The organism is Gordonia sihwensis (genome assembly GCF_029632925.1).
In the GTDB taxonomy this organism is placed as follows: domain Bacteria; phylum Actinomycetota; class Actinomycetes; order Mycobacteriales; family Mycobacteriaceae; genus Gordonia; species Gordonia sihwensis.
Window position 1 is genome coordinate 1,776,577 of the sequence record NZ_CP121248.1, and the last position, 19,841, is coordinate 1,796,417.

Here is a 19,841-nt window from a genome sequence, read left to right on the forward strand (position 1 = left end):
TCTTGGCGCCCCGGAGACGGGCTCGCGGCCGTTCCTCGCGAGTGTTCCCGGCTTTCGAGCGGGGGATTTGGTGCCGTCGGCCGCGATGTGTAATCTGTTTTCTCGTGCGACCGGCGCAGGTCGTTCATAACTCGATACGGTCCCGTGGCTCAGTGGAAGAGCGTCCCGTTCACACCGGGGAGGTCGCTGGTTCGATCCCAGCCGGGACCACAAGAAGAAGACCCGCAGGTTACTGCGGGTCTTCTTGCTGTTCGACGCGCGACTTGCCACTCGACGCGCGAGCGCGATCGGGACTCGACGACGTTCCGCCTCTCATCCTGCTGTTTCGCAGATCTCGGTCCAGTGAGTGCCTCCTTCTCTCTACTTTCGCCCCGCTCGGGGGCTTGTCATGACCCTGCATCGACCCTATTCTGAACGGACTTCATTAATAGGTATGGCAAACCTAAGATGCATGCGTGAGGAGCGATATGACGACGCTGGAAGCGCCACCGGTGCAGACCGCAGACGACCCGCCGACCGATCCGAAGGTTCAGCAGCGCGAGGACTCCCGCGCGCTCCGCGAACTGATGCGCCCGGTGGCCCCGCAACTGGCCCTCGGTCGTGGACTCGCGGTGATCTCGGGTGTGCTCGCAGTGGTCCCGTACGTCGCGCTGGTGCACATCGGCGAGGTCCTGCTCGATGCGGCCCGTGCGGAGGCACCCGTCGACGGCAATGATGTGAACCATTGGATCGAGATCCTGATCGTCACCTTCACCCTGCGGCTCGCCGTCTATTTCGTGGCGCTGGGCGTCACCCACTTCGCGGACATCCGACTGGGGCATACGATCCGCCTGCGGATGGTGGAACGGTTCTCGCGTGTGCCGCTCACATGGTTCACGTCGACGAACTCCGGCCGCGTGCGGAAATCGCTGCAAGACGATATCGGAACCATCCACCACCTCATCGCCCACCAGCCCGTCGACGGCACCCAGGCCGTGGTCATGCCCCTGGCGTTGACGGCCTACGCGTTCGTCATCGATTGGCGGCTGGGACTGCTGGCCATAGCGACGGTTCCCCTGTACGCCGCCGCGATGGCGTTGGGAATGCGCGGCATGGCGGAGAAGACCGTTGAGATGGACGCCAAGCTCAGCGTGGTCTCGGCACGGATGGTCGAGTTCGTCAAGGGTATCACGGTGGTGAAGGCATTCGGACGGGTGGGCCGCGCGCACAGCGCCTATCAGGAGGCCGCCGGCGATTTCCAGGCCTTCTACTACGCCTGGGTGAAGCCGCTTCTTCGAGTCAGTTCGCTGGGTACCTCCCTGCTCGCGGTCCCATTGGTACTGCTGATCAACATCGGCGGCGGCGCCTGGCTGGTGCACCGCGGCGAGGTCACCACGGCCGACGTGCTCGCCACCTCGCTCATCGCATTGTTGGTCCCGTACGGCATCGAGGTGCTGATGAACTCCATGTGGTCATCGCAGATGGCGGGCGCGTCCGCGCGGCGGCTCACCGACCTGCTCGAAACCCCGACCCTCGACGACGACGGTGTTCGCGCCCAGCCCGAAGGACACGACGTGGAATTCGACCACGTCAGCTACTCGTACGGCGGGCCGGGAGCGGACCTGGCACTCGACGACGTCTCGTTCACCCTCCGCGAGGGCACGATCACCGCGCTGATCGGCCCTTCGGGCTCGGGCAAGTCGACCATCGCGACTCTGCTGGCGCGCTTCGACGATCCCTGCGCGGGGCAGATCCGCCTCGGCGGCGTACCGATCGCCGAGATCGACCACCTCTACCGGCACGTGAGCTTCGTGTTGCAGGAACCGCAACTGCCGTCGATCTCGCTCCGCGACAATATCGCCCTCGGCCGGCCGGACGCGACCGACGAACAGATCCGCGCAGCCGCCCGTGCCGCCCGGATCCTCGACGACATCGAAAGTCTCCCGGACGGCTTCGACACCGTCTACGGCTCGGCGAGCGGGCTCTCCGGCGGTCAGGCGCAGCGCATCGCCATCGCGCGTGCCGTACTGGTCGACGCCCCCGTCCTCATCCTGGACGAGGCCACCGCGCTCACCGATCCGGAGTCCACGCACCAGATCCAGCAGGCGCTCAGTGATCTGGCCCGCGACAAGACAGTGCTTCTGGTGGCGCACCGACCCGAGGTGGTCGAGGGCGTCGATCAGATCGTGCTCGTGGACAGAGGGCGCGTGCTCGCAACCGGCACGCACGACGACCTCCTCGGCGAGCCCGGCTACGCCCGCCTGTGGGAGTCGGTCGAGGAAGGCGAGAAATGATGAACCTGCCACTGATCGACATCATCCCGCGGATGAAGCGGATGGTCTCCGCGCCCGAGGCGCTGGCCCCGGCGTTGCTGGCCGCAGTGCTGGCCGGTCTGGTCGAAGGTCTGGCCCTGGTCGCGTTGCTCCCAGCCATCAGCTCGCTTGCATCCGGCGAACGGGTGTGGGGATCGGGAACCGCAGGATGGCTGATCGTCTTCGCAGTGCTCGCGGCGGCGGCCTTCGCGCTCATCTACATTCAGGAGCGGCGCACGTACGCGGTCGCTCTGGACTTCCTCCACAGCATTCACCGGCTGGTGGGCGACCAGGTGTCGAGACAGCCGCTGGGCTGGTTCGCACGCCCGCTCTCCGGCCGATTGTCGCGGATGGTCTCGTCGGAGTTGATGATGGCGGGCGAGATCTTCGCCCACATGATCGGCCCGCTGGTCTCGCGGATGACTGCGGCGATCGTGATCGTGGTGGCGTCGTGGTTCTGGAATCCGTGGCTCGGTCTGATTCTGACGATCGCCGCACCGGTGTTCGTGATCATCACCCTGGCGTCGACTGCGTTGATGCGCAGTGGCGAGCGGATTCACGAGCCGGAAGAGGTGAACCTGGCGAACCGCATCGTCGAGTACGCGCAGTGCCAGGGCGCACTGCGATCGTGCGGTCGGGGCCGCTCGTTCGCACCATTGGACGCCGCGTTCGGTGACACCCTCCGCGCCCGAAGAAGAGCACAGTGGATCGAGACCGCCGGTCTGTTGCTCTCCGGCATGGCGACCCAGGGAGTGATCGTCGCGCTGATCTCCATCACCGGAGCGCTGGCCGTCTCGGGGGCGCTCGAACCGATTCCGGCGCTGGCGTTCGTCGGTTTCGCACTGCGCTTCACTTCCACCCTCTCCACCATCACCGAGAGCGCGATGAGCCTTGAATCTCGGCGGCCGCTGCTCGACGCCATCGACGAGGTGCTCACCGCCGAACCGCTGCCTGAGCCGCCGTCTCCGGCCGAGTTGACCGCTCCCGGCACGATCGAACTCGACCGGGTGAGTTTCGCCTACCACACCGATCAGGATCCGGTCCTGCGCGACGTTTCGCTCCGGGTGCCCGCCGGTGCGATGGTGGCCCTGGTCGGTCCCTCCGGCAGCGGCAAGACCACGCTGATCAGACTGGTGAGCCGCTTCCATGACGTCGACGCCGGCACGGTGAAGGTCGGCGGCGTGCCGGTGACCGAGCAGACCACCGAGCAACTGATGGGGCAGTTGTCGCTGGTATTCCAGGACGTCTATCTGTTCGACGACACCCTTGAGGCCAATGTCGCAGTCGGCCGGAGCGGCGCGTCGCGGGATGAGATCCGCGCGGCGGCGGACCTGGCCGGCGTCACCGAGATCGCCGAGCGGCTCCCGGACGGCTGGGATTCGCGGGTGGGGGAAGGTGGGCGAGCACTCTCCGGAGGCGAACGGCAACGAGTCGCCATCGCACGGGCATTGCTGAAACGGTCACCGATCGTGCTGCTCGACGAGGCCACCTCGGCGCTCGATGTGGAGAACGAGGCGAACATCGTCGCTGCCGTCGAACGATTGCGCACGCAGGCCACCGTGCTGATCATCGCGCATCGTCTGGAGACGATCGCCGCGGCCGACCAGATCGTGGCGCTCACCGACGACGGGCGAGTGGAGGCGCAAGGCACGCACGAGCAACTCCTGGCCCAGGACGGCACGTACTCGCACTTCTGGAACCGGCTGCACAGTGCGCAGGGGTGGCGGATCGTCGCCGACTAATCTGGACCGGTGCAGGGTTCAAGCTCACCGGACAACCGGCCCGTCCGCGGCGGACGGAAGGTGGGGCGCAAGCCCGCCTTCACCGCCGACGACGTGGTCGCCGCGGCGATCGCCGAGGGCATCGACCGGTTCACGCTCTCGGCGGTCGCCGAACGGCTCGGCGTCGTGACGGCTGCCATCTATCGGCTGTTCCCCTCGCGCGACGACTTGGTGATCGCCTGCCTCGACGCGGCAGGGGCGACCATCGCGCTGCCGGAGCCGGGCAGCCGATGGCGCGACGTACTGCGGTTGTGGGCCGACGAGTGCTGGCGAGTCTGCGACGACTTCCCCGGCCTCGCGTTGCTCGTATACGCCTTCGCACCGGCGCCGTCACGGATCGAGCACGTCTTCGCCGCCTACGTCGCGGCCCTGGCGGCGGAGGGGAAGACCCGCGGCCAGGCGATGTTCGCCCTGGACTTCCTGGGCGACTCGGTATTCGCCTCGCACCTGTCGGTGGAGTCGATGCGCGCGGTAGACGAGCGCGGCGACTCCGGACTGGACCGGATCCGCCGGGCGCTCGGTGCGGGCGACACCGCTCTGCGTCCGGACGACTCGTGGATCGACCGCGGGGCGGTCGACACCAAGATCGACTTCATCCTCGCCGGCCTGGAACACCACTGGCCGGAGATCTGAGCCGCGCCCGGCGTCAGGCGCCGATACCGCGGGCGATCTGCGGCCAGGACTTGTGCAGCTGGTCCTGCCAGTACTTCCAGGAGTGCGAACCGGCCGGAACACGGTCGACCGTCGCCGGAATGCGGAGACGGCCCAGTTTCGCGGCCAGGTCCTCGGTGCACTGACGGGTCGCCGCCTCGATCGCGCCGCCGACGACGATCTGGTCGGTGAGCGTCGCCGAGTCCGGGACGTACTGCGGGGTGTCGTACTTGCCGGGCAGACCGGTCGCGGCGCTCAGGTACAGCGAGACGCCGCGCAGCCCGGCGGCGTTCACGACCGGATCGTTCTGACGCCACAGGGGACCGTTGTACGGCCCCCACATGTTCCGGGCGTCGCCGCCGCCGCGGGTCTCGACCACCAGCCGCACATACGTCTGGCCGGGCTGGGTGGAGGTGGCCGCGCAGCCGCTGTAGGCGGCGACGGTGCGATACAGACCCTTGTGGGCGATCGCCAGGTTCAGCACCGAGGTGGCCGACGAGGAGATGCCGGCGATGGCGTTCCGGCCGTTGGTGGAGTAGGTGCTGTCGATGACTGCGGGCAGTTCCTCGCCGAGGAAGGTCGACCACTTGTTGACGCCGAGCTTCTCGTCGGGCTTGAGCCAGTCCGTGTAGTAGCTGAACGCGCCCTTCATCGGAATCACCACGTAGGCGTTCTTCTGTGCGAAGAAGTTCACGACGTCGGTCTTGCCCTGCCAGGTCGCGGAGTCCTCGCCGCCACCGGCCCCGTTGAGGAGATAGAGCACGCCGGCGGGCCGAGACCGGTCCTTCGGCAGAAGGACGGTCAGCGGTATGTCGCGGTTCATCGCCGCCGAGTGCACCACGATGTCGGTGCTGGTGGGACCGGTGGCGCTGGACGACACCAGCGCGGAGGCCGGCGCGGCCGAGACGGGCGCGGCCGGCAGGCTCGCGCCTCCGACGATGAGGGCGGCCGCCGTGGCGGCGAGGGCGATTCGGGAGGGTCTGCGGATCACGGTTCGGAGTTCCTGTCGTCGGGGCGGGGGAGCGGAGCCTTTCGCGGAGCCCTGTCAGGCGAGCGGAGCCCAATCAGGCAATGAGGCTGGTCACATACTTGCACATTCCGTGTCCGCTATCGGCCCTTGTCGAACATCAGGTCGGGCCGCGCCCGTAGATTCGGGCGAACTCACCGCCCGCAGCCAGCAGCTCCGAGGCCGAACCGTGCTCGATGATCCTGCCGTCGGCGAGCACTGCGATCGTGTCGGCGGTCGCGAGCGTGGAGTACCGGTGGGTGACGATGAGCGTGGTGGTGCGGTTCCGCAGTGCCTCCAGACCACGGCCGATGATGAGTTCGGTGCGCGGGTCCGCGGCGCTGGTGGCCTCGTCGAGGATGAGGATGTCGGGGTCGGCGGCGAGCGCTCGCGCGACCGTGATGAGCTGTTTCTCGCCCGCGCTGAGTAGGGTGCTGTCGCCGGAGACCGGCGTCTCGGGTCCGCTCGGCAGCCCTGCCAGCAGCGAGTCGACCATCGCTTCGTCGACCGCCCGGCCATCGGTGGGGCGTCCGTAGTCGACATTCTCGCCCGCCGTCCCGCTGAACAACCACGGATCCTGCGTCACCACCGCCATCATCGACCGCACCTTCGAGCGCGACATCCCCGCGATGTCCTCGCCGTCGATCAGGATCCGTCCGGCGGTCGGGTCGGCGAACCGCTGCAGCAGCCCGGTGAGTGTGGTCTTGCCCGACCCGGTGGCGCCGACCAGCGCGGTGGTGCGTCCGGCGGGCAGCGTCAGGTCGATTCCGCGCAGGACGGGGCTGCCGTCGGCATAGGAGTAGTGCACGCGCTCGAAGGCGACCGTCGGCGGAAGCGTGTGCCGTCCGTGAGCGGCGACCGGCTCATCGTCGACCGCGGGCTCGGGCTCCTCGTCGGCGCCCAGGAACGTGCGCACGCGACCGAATGAGATGAAGCCCGACTGCAGGGTCGGCAGCGTGCTCGACAACTCCGTCATCGGGGCCGAGAGCTGCTGGGTGTACATCACGACGGCCTGCAGGGTCCCGAGCGTGACGGCGCCGTCGAGCATCTTGAGCGCACCGAGGACCGCGATGATCACGAACACCAGGGCGTTGCAGAAGGTGAGGACCGGGGTGATGGAACCGCTCCACGCCTGCCCGCTGCGCGCCGCGCGTTCCAGCCGGCGGTTGAGCTCGTCGAACTCCCGCGAAGTCTGCGGATGTCCGTCATACGCGGCGATCATGTCGTGGGCACCGTAGACGTCTTCGATATGTGCGCTGATCGACGAGGTGGTCCGCCACTGCGCCTGCATGTGCGGGCGGGCGAACCGGACCACCGTGAACGCCAGGGCCGCGGTGACCGGGATCGTGGCGAAGGCGATGAGGGCGAAGAAGGTGGAGAGCAGGATCAGCGCGACCGCCACCGCCACCACGGTGAGCATCAGCACCGGCAGTTGGACGAAGAGCGGGCCGATCACCGTCGACATGTTGTCGACGTCGACGGTCATCGCGTTGAGCACCTCGCCGCGCCGACCGCCCTCGAGTCGGGAGACCGGCAGACGGTGGATCTTGCGCTCCACCCGTTCGCGGATGGTGCGGATCGCGTCCTGAACCGCGCTGTTCACGAGCAGGCCGCTGCCGATGCGGGTGATCGTGACCAGGGCGATGGCGATCAACGCGACTGCGGCGGCGGCCCACAGCCGGTCCCAGTCGATCCCGGCGCCCGGTACCGCGCCGGTGGTCTCGACCACGTTGGCGAGATCGCCCTGCCCGCTTCTGCGGAGTTGCTCGACGGCCTGCTCCCGAGTGTCGCCCGCGGGCAGCCTGGTGCTCACGGCGCCGGAGAAGATGATGTTGGTGAGGCGGGCCAGGAGCACCGGCACGGTGACCGTCGACAGGGCGGCGACCACCGACAGGACCAGCGCGAAGCTCAGCCTGCGGTCGGAGCCGAGGAAACGCCGGAACTCGCGCAGCGCGCGGACGATCCTCATCGTGAGACCCCCGTCGCCACAGTCGGCCCCTCAGGAGCAGGAGCAGGAGCGGCCTGTGCCTGGGCGAACTCGCGGTACACGGCGCATCGGGTGAGCAGGTCCTCGTGGCGTCCAGTCGCGACGATCCGGCCGGCGTCGAGCACGGCGATCAGGTCTGCGGAGCGGACGTTGTCCACCTGCTGGTCGGCCAGCAGAATCGTCGCCTCGGGCAGAGTGGCCCGGATTCCCGAGAGCACCGATTCGGCGGTACTGCGGTCCATCGCCGAGAACGCCGAGTCCAGGCACAGGATCCGCGGTCGCCTCACCAGCGCGCGTGCCACCGCGAGCCGCTGCCGCTGTCCGCCGGAGAAGTTGGATCCGCCCTGCGCCACCTCGGTGGAGAGTCCGCCGCGGTCGACGACGGTCGTCGCCATCTGAGCCGCCTCGAGGGCGCGCCAGAGACGGTCGTCGTCGGCCTCGGCGTCGCCGAGGCGGAGATTCGATTCGACCGTGCCCGCCACCAGTGACTGACCCTGGCCCACGTGGGCGACGGCCGCGCGCAGGTCGGGCAGGTGCCACGCCCCGAGTCGGACGCCGCCGGCCTCCACGGTCCCGGATGCGGGGTCGAGCAGTCTCGGCACCAGCGCGAGCAGCGACGACTTGCCGCTGGAGGTGCCGCCGATCACGGCGGTCACCGTCCCCGGCAGGCACGTCAGCGAGACCGCGTCGACGGCCGGGTGATCTGCACCTTCATACCGCACGGTCGCCGACCGGAAGGTCAGCGGCAACGGACCGTCGACGACGGCGGTCCCGTCGTCGTCCAGGCCCGCGGGACGGTTGATCACGGCCGCCAGGCGGGTGGCGCTGGCGCGGGCGCGGGGGAGCATTCCGGCCAGTGCGATGAACACCGTGATACCCGCGACGATCTGCATCAGGTACCCGGTGAACGCCGTGAGGCCACCGATCGTCAGATGCGAGTCCTCGATCAGACGGGCGCCGAACAGGCTGGTGGCGACGCTCGCCAGATTCGCGATCAACAGGACCCCGGGCAGCAGCATCAACTGCAGTGCCGCGACCCTGCGGACCAGAGCCGTCAGATCGCGATTGACCTCGGAGAACCGGGTGCTGGCGGCCCGCTCGCGGCGGAACGCGCGGATGATCCGGGTACCGCCGAGTTGTTCGCGCAGCACCCGGTTGACGCGGTCGACCGCACCCTGGACGCGCGTGGCCAGGGGCGTGACATAGACGACGAAGATCCCGATGCCGATGCTCAGCACGATGGCGGTGACGACGATGACGGGTGCCAGGCGCACCGACTCCCGCAGCGACATGGCGATCGCACCCACGGTCACCAGCGGTGCCGCCACCGCGACGCTGGTGGTCAGGAACACCGCCTGTCCGACCACCGAGGTGTCGAGGGAGGTCCGAGTCAGGAGCGTGGGCGTTCCGAGTTCGTGATAGGTGGCTGTGGAGAAGTCGGCGACGTGCCGGTACACCGATCGACGCAGGTCGGCTGACGTGCCCGCCGAGAGCGCCGCGCCGAGCGCGATGGCGGCGAGCGAGGCGACCAGTCCGCCGATCGCGACCGCCAGCATGATCGCGCCCATCCGTTCGATGTACGGAACATCGCCCGCCACCACTCCGTTGTCGATGATGAGCGCGTTGAAGGTGGGCTGGGCCAGGCTCGCGGCCATCGCCAGGATCTGGGCGAGGATCACTCCGGCGACGATCGCGCGGCGGTTGCGCATCGACGATGCGGCGAGCCGGACGAGATCGGCGCCCGGCCGGGCCGCGTGTGCTCCACTCACCTGGAACGGCTCCCTTCCCGAGCGACGGCCCCGTGCGGGCGCGTGCTCGTGTCTCATGCGTGCCGGACGCCGGCACCGGATGCCAGTATGGCCAGCGTCGCCGGGCGGAGGGGGCGGACGGGTCGAACTCCACAAAGAACCCTGGTCCGCCACCCCTGTGCGCCGTACCGCCTCGGCGGACGGACCGGACGTATTATCGCCGAGTGAAAATCAGCGGGGCGGATACACGTCCGGTGACATGGTCGATGGTGGCACTGGCCGCTGTCGGTGCGGCGTTGATCATCGCCTGGAACATCTGGGTGGCGCCGTTCGACCACCCGGTGTTCGGACTCTTCAACATGGGCATCGACACGCGCGTCTACCGCGGAGGGGCCGCGGCGGTGTGGGACGGACGCCCGCTCTACGACCTCCCTGTGTACAAGGTGTGGCAATTCACCTACACCCCGTTCGCCGCGATCATCCTGGTGCCGCTGGCCTGGATCCCCGAGCACTCCGCCCAGTTCCTGTGGAACGTCGGCAACGTCGTGTGCCTGCTGGGTCTGGTCGCGGTCTCGCTGCGCTCGCTGCGGTTCCGGATCGACGGGCGATTCGTCGCCTTCGTCGTTCTGTTCGCGGTGTCGGTGATCGGTCTCGAACCGGTCCACACCACGTTCTGGAACGGTCAGATCAACCTGGTGCTGGCGCTGATCGTGATCGCGGATCAGGTGCGGCGAAGCGAGCGGATGCGCGGAATCGGCGTCGGGCTCGCCGCCGGTATCAAACTGACCCCGATCTTCTTCACCGCGTACCTGCTGATCACCAGGCAATGGCGCGCCGCGGTGACGGCGGTCGTCACCTTCGGCGTCACCATCGCCATCGGTCTGGCCATCCTCGGTTCGGAGGCGTGGGGGTTCTGGACCGACAGCCTCTCGCAGACCGGGCGGATCGGGCCGATGGACCACCCGGCCAATCAGTCGCTCAACGGCTTCTTCGCCCGACTGGTGCCCATGGGACTCGGGCACACGCCGAGCTGGCTGTGGATTCCGGTGGGTGTGGTCGTCGGACTGCTCGGTCTGTGGGCGGCGTACGCGGCCCACCGCGCCGGCCAGGAACTGCTCGCGTTGAGCATCACCGGCATGACCTCGTGCGCGGTCTCGCCCTTCTCCTGGGGACATCACTGGGTGTGGGTGGTGCCCTTGCTGATGGTGGCGGTGGTGCACTGCTTCGACGCGGCCGACCGGCGCCGCCCGGTCACGTGGCTGTGGTGGCTGGCACCGGCCACGGTGGTGGCGCTGACGTTCACCTGGTGGCATCGGGTCACCGTCGTCGGCCCCCACGGGCACGAGGACATCAAACTCTCGTTCGGTGTGTTCCGGTTCCTCCGGGCCCCGATCGGCCCGGCGTGGGAACTGCCGTTCCGTTTGGCGGGCAGCGGGGCGTATGTCCTGTTGCTCCTGATCACGATCGCGGTCACTCTGTGGATGTGCGACGGGATGCGCGCGATACGATTCAACGCGACCGTGCCGCGTGTCCGTGACCGACATGCGGCAGCCGCCCCTCTCGACACCGAATAGAGGAATCACGACCGTGCCCGACAACGTCGCTGCCGAAAGAGCCCGCCTGCCCGAGACCGTCCGGGTTCCGGCGGGCACTACCGCCGGCGCCGCCATGCGGGACGCGGATCTGCCCGACGGTGTCGAACTGCCCAACAAGGGACCGCAGGCGGTGGTCGTCGTCCGCGAGGCCGACGGCACGCTGCGCGACCTGTCGTGGGCGCCGGAGACCGACACGCTGGTCGAGCCCGTCACCGCGGACTCGGAGGACGGACGCGCGGTGATCCGCCACTCGTGCGCGCACGTGCTGGCGCAGGCCGTCCAGGAGCTGAACCCGAAGGCGCATCTGGGCATCGGGCCGCCGATCACCGACGGCTTCTACTACGACTTCCAGGTGGACGATCCCTTCACCCCCGAGGACCTCAAGGCTCTCGAGAAGCAGATGAAGAAGATCATCAAGTCCGGTCAGCGGTTCTCCCGCCGCGTCTACGAGTCGAAGGAGCAGGCACGGGCCGAGCTCGCGGACGAGCCGTTCAAGCTCGAACTGATCGACGACAAGGGCGCGGCCGACGACGCCGAGGTGATGGAGGTCGGCGGCGGCGAGCTCACCGCCTACGACAACCTCAATCCGCGGACCGGGGAGAAGATCTGGGGCGACCTGTGCCGCGGCCCGCACGTGCCGACCACCAAGTACATCGCCGCCTTCAAGCTGACGCGCAGCTCGGCCGCCTACTGGCGCGGCGATCAGTCGCTCGCCGACCTCCAGCGCGTGTACGGCACCGCCTGGGAGTCCACCGAGGCGATGGACGCCTACCTGGACCGTCTCGCCGAGGCCGAGAAGCGCGACCATCGCCGGCTCGGCGCCGAACTGGACCTGTTCAGCTTCCCCGACGAACTCGGTTCGGGTCTGCCCGTCTTCCACCCCAAGGGCGGCATCATCCGCAAGGAGATGGAGGACTACTCGCGCGAGCAGCACGCTGCCGCCGACTACGAGTTCGTCAACACGCCGCATCTGACCAAGGGGCATCTGTTCGAGGTGTCGAAGCACCTCGACTGGTACGCCGACGGCATGTTCCCGCCGATGCACCTCGACGCCGAGTACAACGACGACGGCACCGTCCGCAAGCCCGGCCAGGACTATTACGTCAAGCCGATGAACTGCCCGATGCACAACCTGATCTACCGGTCGCGCGGGCGGTCGTACCGTGAACTCCCGCTGCGGCTGTTCGAGTTCGGTTCGGTGTACCGGTACGAGAAGTCCGGCGTGGTGCACGGTCTCACCCGGGCCCGCGGCTTCACGCAGGACGACGCGCACATCTACTGCACGCAGGAGCAGGTGGTCGAGGAGCTGACCACCACGCTGAACTTCGTGCTGCAACTGCTCAAGGACTACGGTCTCGACGACTTCTACCTGGAGCTCTCCACCAAGGATCCGGAGAAGTACGTCGGATCGGACGAGGTCTGGGACGAGGCGACACAGACGCTGCGTCAGGTCGGCGAGGCCTCCGGTCTGGAGCTGGTTCCCGATCCGGGCGGCGCCGCGTTCTACGGGCCCAAGATCTCCGTGCAGGTCAAGGACGCGCTGGGCCGCACATGGCAGATGTCCACCCTGCAGCTCGACTTCTTCGAGCCGGAGCTCTTCGAACTCGAGTACACCGCCTCCGACGGCACCAAGAAGCGACCGGTGATGATCCACCGCGCGCTGTTCGGCTCCATCGAGCGGTTCTTCGGCGTCCTCACCGAGCACTACGCGGGCGCGTTCCCGGTGTGGCTGTCGCCGGTGCAGGTGGTCGGCATCCCGGTCGCCGACGCCTTCGCCGACCACCTGCAGGGCGTCGTCCGGCGCCTCAAGGGCCGACGGGTGCGCGCCGAAGTGGACTTCTCCGACGACCGGATGCAGAAGAAGATCCGCAACCACACCACCGCCAAGGTGCCGTTCATGCTGCTCGCCGGCGAGCGGGACGTGGAGGCGAACGCCGTGAGCTTCCGGTTCCGCGACGGAACCCAGCTCAACGGGGTGCCCGTCGACGACGCGATCGTGGCGATCGACGAGTGGGAGGAGTCGCGCCGCAACGATTCGCCGACCGCCGCCACCATGCAGGACTTCCTCGATGCCGCACGCAAGCGTCGATGAGGGAGCAGCGTCGATGACCGATCCGGATCACCTGCAGCGGTTGTGGACGCCGCACCGCATGAGCTACATCACCGCGGCCGCGCCCAGGCGGGCGGTCGACGGCGGTGAACTCACCGGGCACCCGTTCCTCGACATCCCGCGGATGTCGGACGAGGACGGGCTGATCGTCGCGCGCGGGGAGTCGGTGTACGTGGTGCTGAACCTGTACCCGTACAACCCCGGCCACGCCATGGTGGTCCCGTACCGTCAGGTGGCCGACCTCGAGGATCTCACTCCCGAGGAGAGCCTCGAGTTGATGGCGTTCACGCAGCGGCTGATCCGGGTCATCAAGTCGGTCTCGAATCCGGATGCGTTCAACGTCGGACTCAACCTGGGGGCGCCGGCCGGCGGCTCGCTGTCGGAACACCTGCACCAGCACGTCGTCCCGCGATGGACGGGCGACTCGAACTTCATCACCGTCGTGGGGGACACGAAGGTGCTTCCGCAACTCCTCCAGCAGACGCGCGCGCTGCTGGCACAGGCGTGGAACGAACTTTCTTAAGGACGGAAATGCTCAGCATCCTCGGACGGGCCTCGGTCTCCAAGGTCACCTTGCCGATCGGCCGTGCGCTCATCCGCACCGGGCTGACCCCGGACGCGATGACTCTCGTCGGCACCGTCATCACGGTCGGGGCCTCGATCGCCCTCTTCTCGCAGGGTTACCTCTTCGCGGGCGCCCTCGTCACGTGGGCGTTCGTGATGTTCGACATGCTCGACGGCGCGATGGCCCGCGCCCGCGGCGGAGGCACCAGATTCGGCTCGGTGCTCGACGCCACCTGCGACCGGATCGCCGACGGCGCGATATTCGGAGCGCTCGCCTGGTGGGCGGCCTTCACCGCGCCGCACCGTCCGCTGTTGATCGCGACGCTGATCTGCCTGGTGACCTCGCAGGTCATCTCCTACGCCAAGGCGCGTGCCGAGGCCGCCGGGCTGTACGGCGACGGCGGCCTCATCGAGCGGCCCGACCGGCTCATCATCGTCCTGGTCGGCGCCGGCTTCACCGATTTCCCCGGCCTGCACTGGTGGTGGGCGATCCACGTCGCGATGTGGGCGCTCGCGGTGCTGTCGGTGATCACCGTGGGTCAGCGGATGTGGTCCATCTACTGCTCGCCGGGCGCCCGCGATCTGATCCCCATCGCCGTTCCGGACGAGGCCGGCACGGATGACGGCCCGGACGAGTCCGGCCGCACCGGCGACGGGGAGGCGTGATCGTGCTCGACAAGCTCGCCGAGTACGCTTCCGACTTCGGTTATCGCGCCGGGTGGGCGGCCGTCCGCTGGGCGCCGGAGTCGGTGGCCCGCAGTGTCTTCGACGCCGTCGGGACCGTCGCCGGCCGGCGCGGCGGGGGGCCGGAGCAGTTGCGCAAAAATCTTGCGCGGGTGGTCGGCACGACGCCGGAGCAGGTGCCCGACGCACTCGTCGAACAGGCGATGCGCTCGTATGCGCGGTACTGGCGAGAGGCCTTCCGGCTGCCGACCACCGATCCCGCCGACATCGTGGCCAGTGTGCGGATGTCCGACCACGACCGCCGCGTGGTCGACGAGGTCTGCACGTCCGGTAAGGGCGTGGTGATGGCGCTGCCGCACTCGGGCAACTGGGACATCTGCGGGGTGTGGCTGGTCGCGCACTACGGACAGTTCGCCACCGTCGCCGAACGGCTCAAGCCGGAGTCGCTGTTCGACCAGTTCGTCGCCTACCGGGAGTCGCTCGGCTTCGAGGTCTTCCCGCTCACCGGCGGCGAGCAGCCGCCCTTCCGGCTCCTCGCCGATCGGCTGCGCGCGGGTGGCATCGTCTGCCTGATGAGCGACCGCGACCTTTCGCACAGCGGGGTGCCCGTCGAACTCTTCGGGGAGCGGACGCGGATGCCCGCGGGGCCGGCGAAACTCGCCATCGAGACCGGCGCGACCCTTCTCGCCGTGCACCACAGCTACCCGGACGCCGACACGTCCCTGATCCGCTGCGGCACCGTCATCGACACCTCCGGTGGCGTGGCCGCCGCCACCCAGGCCCTGGCCGACGCATTCGCCGAAGGCATCGCGAGTGCGCCCGCCGACTGGCACATGCTGCAGCCGCTGTGGGAGAGCGACTGGTCGCAGGCGCGCCGCGACCGGCTCGGGGTGGACGGGGAGTAGCGCGGTGAAGATCGGCATGATCTGCCCCTACTCGTTCGACGTGCCCGGCGGCGTTCAGGCGCACGTGATCGAACTGGCGGAGGTCTTCATCGGGCGCGGGCACGAGGTGCGGGTCCTCGCGCCGGCCGGGCCGGACGTCCAGGTGCCGGACTACTTCGACTCCGCCGGCCCGGCGCTCGGGATCCCCTACAACGGGTCGGTCTCGCGTGTGACCTTCTCGCCGAAGGCCTACCACCGACTGCGGCGGTGGATCGAGGTGAACGAGTTCGACGTCCTGCACGTCCACGAACCCAACGCGCCCAGCCTGTCGATGCTGTCGCTGATGGTCGCGACCGGACCGATCGTCACCACCTTCCACACGGCGACCACGAAGTCGCTGTGGCTCACGGCGTTCGACTCGATGCTTCGCCAGTACCGCGAGCGGATCTCGGGCAAGATCGCCGTGTCCGAACTCGCGCGCCGCTGGCAGATGGAGTCGCTGGGCAACGACGCGGTGGAGATCCCCAACGGCATCGACGTCGCGTCGTTCGCCGAGGCGACACCGCTCGAGGGCTTCCCGGCGCCGGGCCGGACCGTGATGTTCCTCGGCCGCTACGACGAGCCACGCAAGGGCATCGACATCCTCATGCGCGCCCTGCCGCACATCGTCGAACGCTTTCCGGACGTGACCGTGCTGGTGGTCGGGGGCGGAGACGAGAAGGCGCTGCGACGGCGCGCCCGGGACCTGTCCGGACATCTGCAGTTCCTCGGCATGGTCGACGACGAGACGAAGGCGCGGGCCCTGGCGAGCGCCGACGTATACGTGGCGCCCAACCTCGGCGGCGAGAGCTTCGGCATCGTCCTGGTGGAGGCGATGGCGGCCGGGACGGCGGTGGTGGCCAGCGATCTGGTCGCATTCCAACGAGTGCTCGACGGCGGTGACGCCGGCCGGGTGGTGGAGACCGGCTCGCCGATCGCGCTCGCCGAGGCGGTCGTCGGCCTGCTCAGCGACGAGCAGGCACGGCAGGAACTCATCGCTCGCGGGCGGGCGCGGGCGCAGCGGTACGACTGGAGCCATGTGGCCGACGAGATCCAACGGGTGTACGACACCGTCACGCTGGGCGCCGGTCCCGTCGTGGTGTCGGACTAGGGCCGCGCCGGAAGCCGATCGGAGACGACTGTGACGAATGTGACGATCGTGTGGATCGTCGTCGGCGCGATCGCGGGAGCGGCGCTGCTCTGGCTCGCGATCCTGGCGGCCACGCGCGCGACCCGGCTCGACCGGCTCAACGTGCGCGTCGACCTCGCCTACGAGGCGCTCGTCGCGGCGCTGGAGCGCCGCGCCGTCGTCGCACGGGCCATCGCGTCCACGGCCCCGGACGGCGAGGGCGCCCGTGACCTCGCCGCCGCCGCGACCGACGCCGAAGCCGCATCGCGTCAGGAGCGGGAAGCCGCCGAGAACCGGCTGTCGGTGGCACTGGCCGGGGTGGCCGACACCGACCGGCCACCGGTTCTCGTCGCCGAACTCGCGGATGCCCAGACGCGGGTGACGATGGCGCGGCGCTTCTACAACGACGCGGTCCGCGATGCGCGAGCCCTGGGCGGTCGGCGAATGGTGCGCTGGCTCCGGCTGGGCGGACATTCCCGGCTCCCGGAGTACTTCGAGATCACCGAACGCGTCAGCGGTTCCCGCTGACTCCCTTCCCGCCGGACCCGGCGTTGGTCGGCACCGAGCCGATCGGGTTTACTTGGAGGGACATCCGACACCACTGAACAGGGAGATCAATCAGTGTCCACTGAGGCTCAGAACGCACCGGCGACCGGCACGGCTCGCGTCAAGCGCGGTATGGCCGAAATGCTCAAGGGCGGCGTCATCATGGACGTGGTCACCCCCGAGCAGGCCAAGATCGCCGAGGATGCGGGCGCCGTCGCGGTCATGGCTCTCGAGCGCGTTCCCGCCGACATCCGCGCTCAGGGCGGCGTGTCGCGGATGAGCGACCCGGACATGATCGACGGGATCATCGAGGCCGTGTCGATTCCGGTGATGGCCAAGGCCCGCATCGGTCACTTCGTCGAGGCGCAGATCCTGCAGAGCCTCGGCGTCGACTACATCGACGAGTCCGAGGTGCTGACCCCGGCCGACTACGAGAACCACATCGACAAGTTCGCCTTCACCGTGCCCTTCGTCTGCGGTGCCACCAACCTCGGCGAGGCGCTGCGCCGCATCAACGAGGGCGCCGCGATGATCCGGTCGAAGGGCGAGGCCGGGACCGGCGACGTCTCGAACGCCACCACCCACATGCGTCGGATCCGCCAGGAGATCCGCCGCCTCACCTCGCTGCCCGAGGACGAGCTGTACGTGGCGGCCAAGGAACTGCAGGCCCCGTACGAGCTGGTGGTCGAGGTCGCCAAGGCCGGCAAGCTTCCCGTCACGCTGTTCACCGCGGGCGGCATCGCCACCCCGGCGGACGCGGCGATGATGATGCAATTGGGCGCCGAGGGCGTCTTCGTCGGCTCGGGCATCTTCAAGTCGGGCAATCCGGAGCAGCGTGCCGCCGCGATCGTCAAGGCCACCACCTTCTACGACGACCCGGATCAGCTGGCGAAGGTCTCGCGAGGCCTCGGCGAGGCGATGGTCGGCATCAACGTCGACGACATCCCGCAGCCGCACCGGCTCGCCGAGCGCGGCTGGTGATCCGCCGATAAGACGCAGCATCGAACGAGGTTCCGCGGCGAGTATCGCCGGGAACCTCGTTCGCGTCTCGAGAGCGAGCCGAAGGTCTCGCTCCGGGGTATCGCGGCGTTGACGCTGTGGTAGAAGTACACTCGCGTGGGCGACGTAACCTGCTGCAGCTGTCGCCGGCGCCACGATCGCAGGACTACAGATCGCAGGGGAGACGATGGACGAACCGAGGATTCTGCGCGACGACGCGCTCACCGGCCGGGACGAGGTCGGAGACGTGGTCGTCGACTGGGCGGTCGTCTGCCATGTCGGTCGGGTTCGCGAAGCCAACGAAGACGCCGCGCTGGCCGTTCCCGGACGGTACATCGTCGCCGACGGCATGGGCGGCCATGACAGCGGCGAGCTGGCGAGCGAGGCGGCGCTGCTGACTCTGGCACAGGCACCGGTGGGGGAGAGTTCCGCCGACACGCGGCGGGACATCGCCGAGTTGCTGGAGAAGGCGCAGGAGCGGATCGGTGAGTTCGGCACTGAGACCGGCCGGCGCGCGGGCACCACAGCCACCGGCGTCGTTCTGGCGATCGAGGACGGTGTTCCGAACTGGGTCGCGTTCAACATCGGTGATTCGCGCACCTATCTGTACTCGGCGGGCGAGCTGCGCCAGGTGAGCGTCGATCACTCCCAAGTGCAGGAACTCGTCGCCGCCGGATATCTGACGTCCGAACAGGCCCGTGTCGACCCGCGCCGGAATGTCATCACTCGTGCGCTCGGTGCGGGCATGACCGTTCCCGTCGCCGATTACTTCGCCTTCGCCGCAGCCGACGGCGACGTGGTGCTGCTGTGCTCGGACGGGCTCGACGGCGAGTTGAGCGACGACGAGATCGCCGTGATCCTGGAGGCCTCGCCCGACAACGAGGTCGCCGCCGCGGCTCTGGTCGAGGCCGCCCTGGAGTCGGGGGCGCACGACAATGTCACGGTGGTGGTCCTGTCGGCGACACTGCCGTCCGCCGCCGCCGAACCGGACCCGAACGCGACTGCGAGCCAGTGACGGTGCGACCGGAAGCGAGCACCACCTTCGTCGAGTACTGCGGCGAGCGGATGCCCGTGCTTCCCGGAGCACCGTTCTACATCGGCCGTGAGGCCACGCTGACCGTCGACGACAACCCCTATCTGCACCGCCGGTTCCTCGTGCTGCACGACGAGAACGGCATGTGGTGGCTGACGAATCTCGGGACGCATCTGTCCGCGACGGTGACCGCCGCCGACCTCGGCTTCACCGCGACGCTCGGTCCGGGCGCGCGGATGCCGCTCGTGTTCGGTCGCACCAGCATCGTCTTCACCGCCGGCCCGACCACCTACGAGGTACAGGTGCAGGCGGGCTCGCCCGACGTCTCCGCACCCACCGTGGAGACCCTGGTGGGCGGTGACACCACGCGCGGGGTGCCGAATCTCACCGAGAGCCAGCGGCTGGCGATCCTGGTGCTGGCCGAGGCGATCCTGAAGCGCGACGGTACCGGTGCCAGCGCCATCCCGAGTTCGGCGCAGGCCGCGGCACGCTTGGGTTGGCCGCTGACGAAGTTCAACCGCAAGCTCGACAACGTGTGCGACAAGCTCGACATGATCGGTGTGAGCGGCATGCGGGCGGGCGGGGGCAAGCTGGCGACCAACCGCAGGTTGCGGCTCGTCGAGTACGCTCTCTCGACCCGGGTCATCAGTCGTGAGGATCTCCCGCTCCTCGACGCGGAGTACGCGCGCAATCAGGCCTCTGACCAGCAGTGATGGCATGGGGAGTTCTCCCCATCGACGGATCTGGCCGAGCCCCATAGCGTTCTCTTCAACAGCCGCGGAACAGTGAGTTCC

General features: G+C 68.6%; 16 protein-coding genes and 1 tRNA gene. 14 read left to right on the plus strand and 3 right to left on the minus strand.

Annotated features, from left to right (window positions below; genetic code table 11):
* The first annotated feature begins 138 nt into the window (after window positions 1–138).
* From P5P27_RS08590 to P5P27_RS08605, 4 genes are all read left to right on the plus strand, one after another.
* A tRNA-Val gene (locus P5P27_RS08590) sits at window positions 139–210 on the plus strand.
* 257 nt (window positions 211–467) lie between these two features.
* Window positions 468–2,273, plus strand: a complete 1,806-nt coding sequence (locus tag P5P27_RS08595; protein WP_062367992.1) for an ABC transporter ATP-binding protein — start codon at window positions 468–470, stop codon at window positions 2,271–2,273.
* Window positions 2,273–4,033 carry an ABC transporter ATP-binding protein gene (locus P5P27_RS08600; protein ID WP_045537650.1) on the plus strand — a complete coding sequence of 587 codons (1,761 nt, stop codon included), beginning with the start codon at window positions 2,273–2,275 and terminating at the stop codon, window positions 4,031–4,033. Before P5P27_RS08595 ends, P5P27_RS08600 begins: the two co-directional genes overlap by 1 nt.
* A gap of 9 nt (window positions 4,034–4,042) precedes the next feature.
* A complete protein-coding gene (locus P5P27_RS08605) occupies window positions 4,043–4,705 on the plus strand; it encodes a TetR/AcrR family transcriptional regulator (protein ID WP_006896373.1) in 663 nt (220 codons plus the stop codon).
* Between the two features lie 13 nt (window positions 4,706–4,718).
* Here P5P27_RS08605 and P5P27_RS08610 read toward each other — a convergent pair whose 3' ends face one another.
* From P5P27_RS08610 to P5P27_RS08620, 3 genes are all read right to left on the minus strand, one after another.
* A complete protein-coding gene (locus P5P27_RS08610; RefSeq protein ID WP_006896374.1) occupies window positions 4,719–5,714 on the minus strand; it encodes an alpha/beta hydrolase in 996 nt (331 codons plus the stop codon).
* A 136-nt stretch (window positions 5,715–5,850) separates the two neighbouring features.
* Window positions 5,851–7,698: an ABC transporter ATP-binding protein gene (locus P5P27_RS08615; RefSeq protein WP_278127260.1), complete on the minus strand. Its 1,848-nt coding sequence runs from the start codon at window positions 7,696–7,698 to the stop codon at window positions 5,851–5,853.
* Window positions 7,695–9,485, minus strand: coding sequence for an ABC transporter ATP-binding protein (locus P5P27_RS08620; protein ID WP_082781349.1), 1,791 nt, complete (start codon window positions 9,483–9,485; stop codon window positions 7,695–7,697). Before P5P27_RS08620 ends, P5P27_RS08615 begins: the two co-directional genes overlap by 4 nt.
* A gap of 203 nt (window positions 9,486–9,688) precedes the next feature.
* Here P5P27_RS08620 and P5P27_RS08625 point away from each other — a divergent pair, with 203 nt between their 5' ends.
* From P5P27_RS08625 to P5P27_RS08670, 10 genes are all read left to right on the plus strand, one after another.
* On the plus strand, window positions 9,689–11,038 hold the full coding sequence (locus P5P27_RS08625) for a glycosyltransferase 87 family protein (RefSeq protein ID WP_231650087.1): 1,350 nt from the start codon (window positions 9,689–9,691) through the stop codon (window positions 11,036–11,038).
* A 94-nt stretch (window positions 11,039–11,132) separates the two neighbouring features.
* Complete coding sequence (gene thrS / locus P5P27_RS08630) at window positions 11,133–13,151, plus strand: threonine--tRNA ligase (RefSeq protein ID WP_375004126.1); 2,019 nt, start codon at window positions 11,133–11,135, stop codon at window positions 13,149–13,151.
* A gap of 13 nt (window positions 13,152–13,164) precedes the next feature.
* Complete coding sequence (locus tag P5P27_RS08635; RefSeq protein ID WP_006896379.1) at window positions 13,165–13,692, plus strand: ATP adenylyltransferase; 528 nt, start codon at window positions 13,165–13,167, stop codon at window positions 13,690–13,692.
* Between the two features lie 8 nt (window positions 13,693–13,700).
* Window positions 13,701–14,399 carry a phosphatidylinositol phosphate synthase gene (gene pgsA / locus P5P27_RS08640; RefSeq protein WP_006896380.1) on the plus strand — a complete coding sequence of 233 codons (699 nt, stop codon included), beginning with the start codon at window positions 13,701–13,703 and terminating at the stop codon, window positions 14,397–14,399.
* Window positions 14,396–15,322: a phosphatidylinositol mannoside acyltransferase gene (locus tag P5P27_RS08645; RefSeq protein WP_006896381.1), complete on the plus strand. Its 927-nt coding sequence runs from the start codon at window positions 14,396–14,398 to the stop codon at window positions 15,320–15,322. Before pgsA ends, P5P27_RS08645 begins: the two co-directional genes overlap by 4 nt.
* A gap of 4 nt (window positions 15,323–15,326) precedes the next feature.
* On the plus strand, window positions 15,327–16,451 hold the full coding sequence (locus P5P27_RS08650; protein ID WP_278127262.1) for a glycosyltransferase family 4 protein: 1,125 nt from the start codon (window positions 15,327–15,329) through the stop codon (window positions 16,449–16,451).
* Between the two features lie 30 nt (window positions 16,452–16,481).
* On the plus strand, window positions 16,482–16,997 hold the full coding sequence (locus P5P27_RS08655) for a LemA family protein (protein WP_278127263.1): 516 nt from the start codon (window positions 16,482–16,484) through the stop codon (window positions 16,995–16,997).
* Between the two features lie 150 nt (window positions 16,998–17,147).
* Window positions 17,148–17,996 (plus strand): pyridoxal 5'-phosphate synthase lyase subunit PdxS, encoded by an 849-nt coding sequence (gene pdxS, locus P5P27_RS08660; RefSeq protein WP_231650339.1) that lies wholly within the window; start codon window positions 17,148–17,150, stop codon window positions 17,994–17,996.
* A 205-nt stretch (window positions 17,997–18,201) separates the two neighbouring features.
* A complete protein-coding gene (locus P5P27_RS08665; protein WP_006896385.1) occupies window positions 18,202–19,029 on the plus strand; it encodes a PP2C family protein-serine/threonine phosphatase in 828 nt (275 codons plus the stop codon).
* The gene (locus P5P27_RS08670; protein ID WP_278127264.1) at window positions 19,026–19,760 is read left to right on the plus strand and encodes a hypothetical protein; all 735 of its coding nucleotides are present in this window, start codon (window positions 19,026–19,028) and stop codon (window positions 19,758–19,760) included. The genes P5P27_RS08665 and P5P27_RS08670 overlap by 4 nt, the downstream gene beginning before the upstream one ends.
* The last annotated feature ends 81 nt before the right edge of the window (window positions 19,761–19,841 follow it).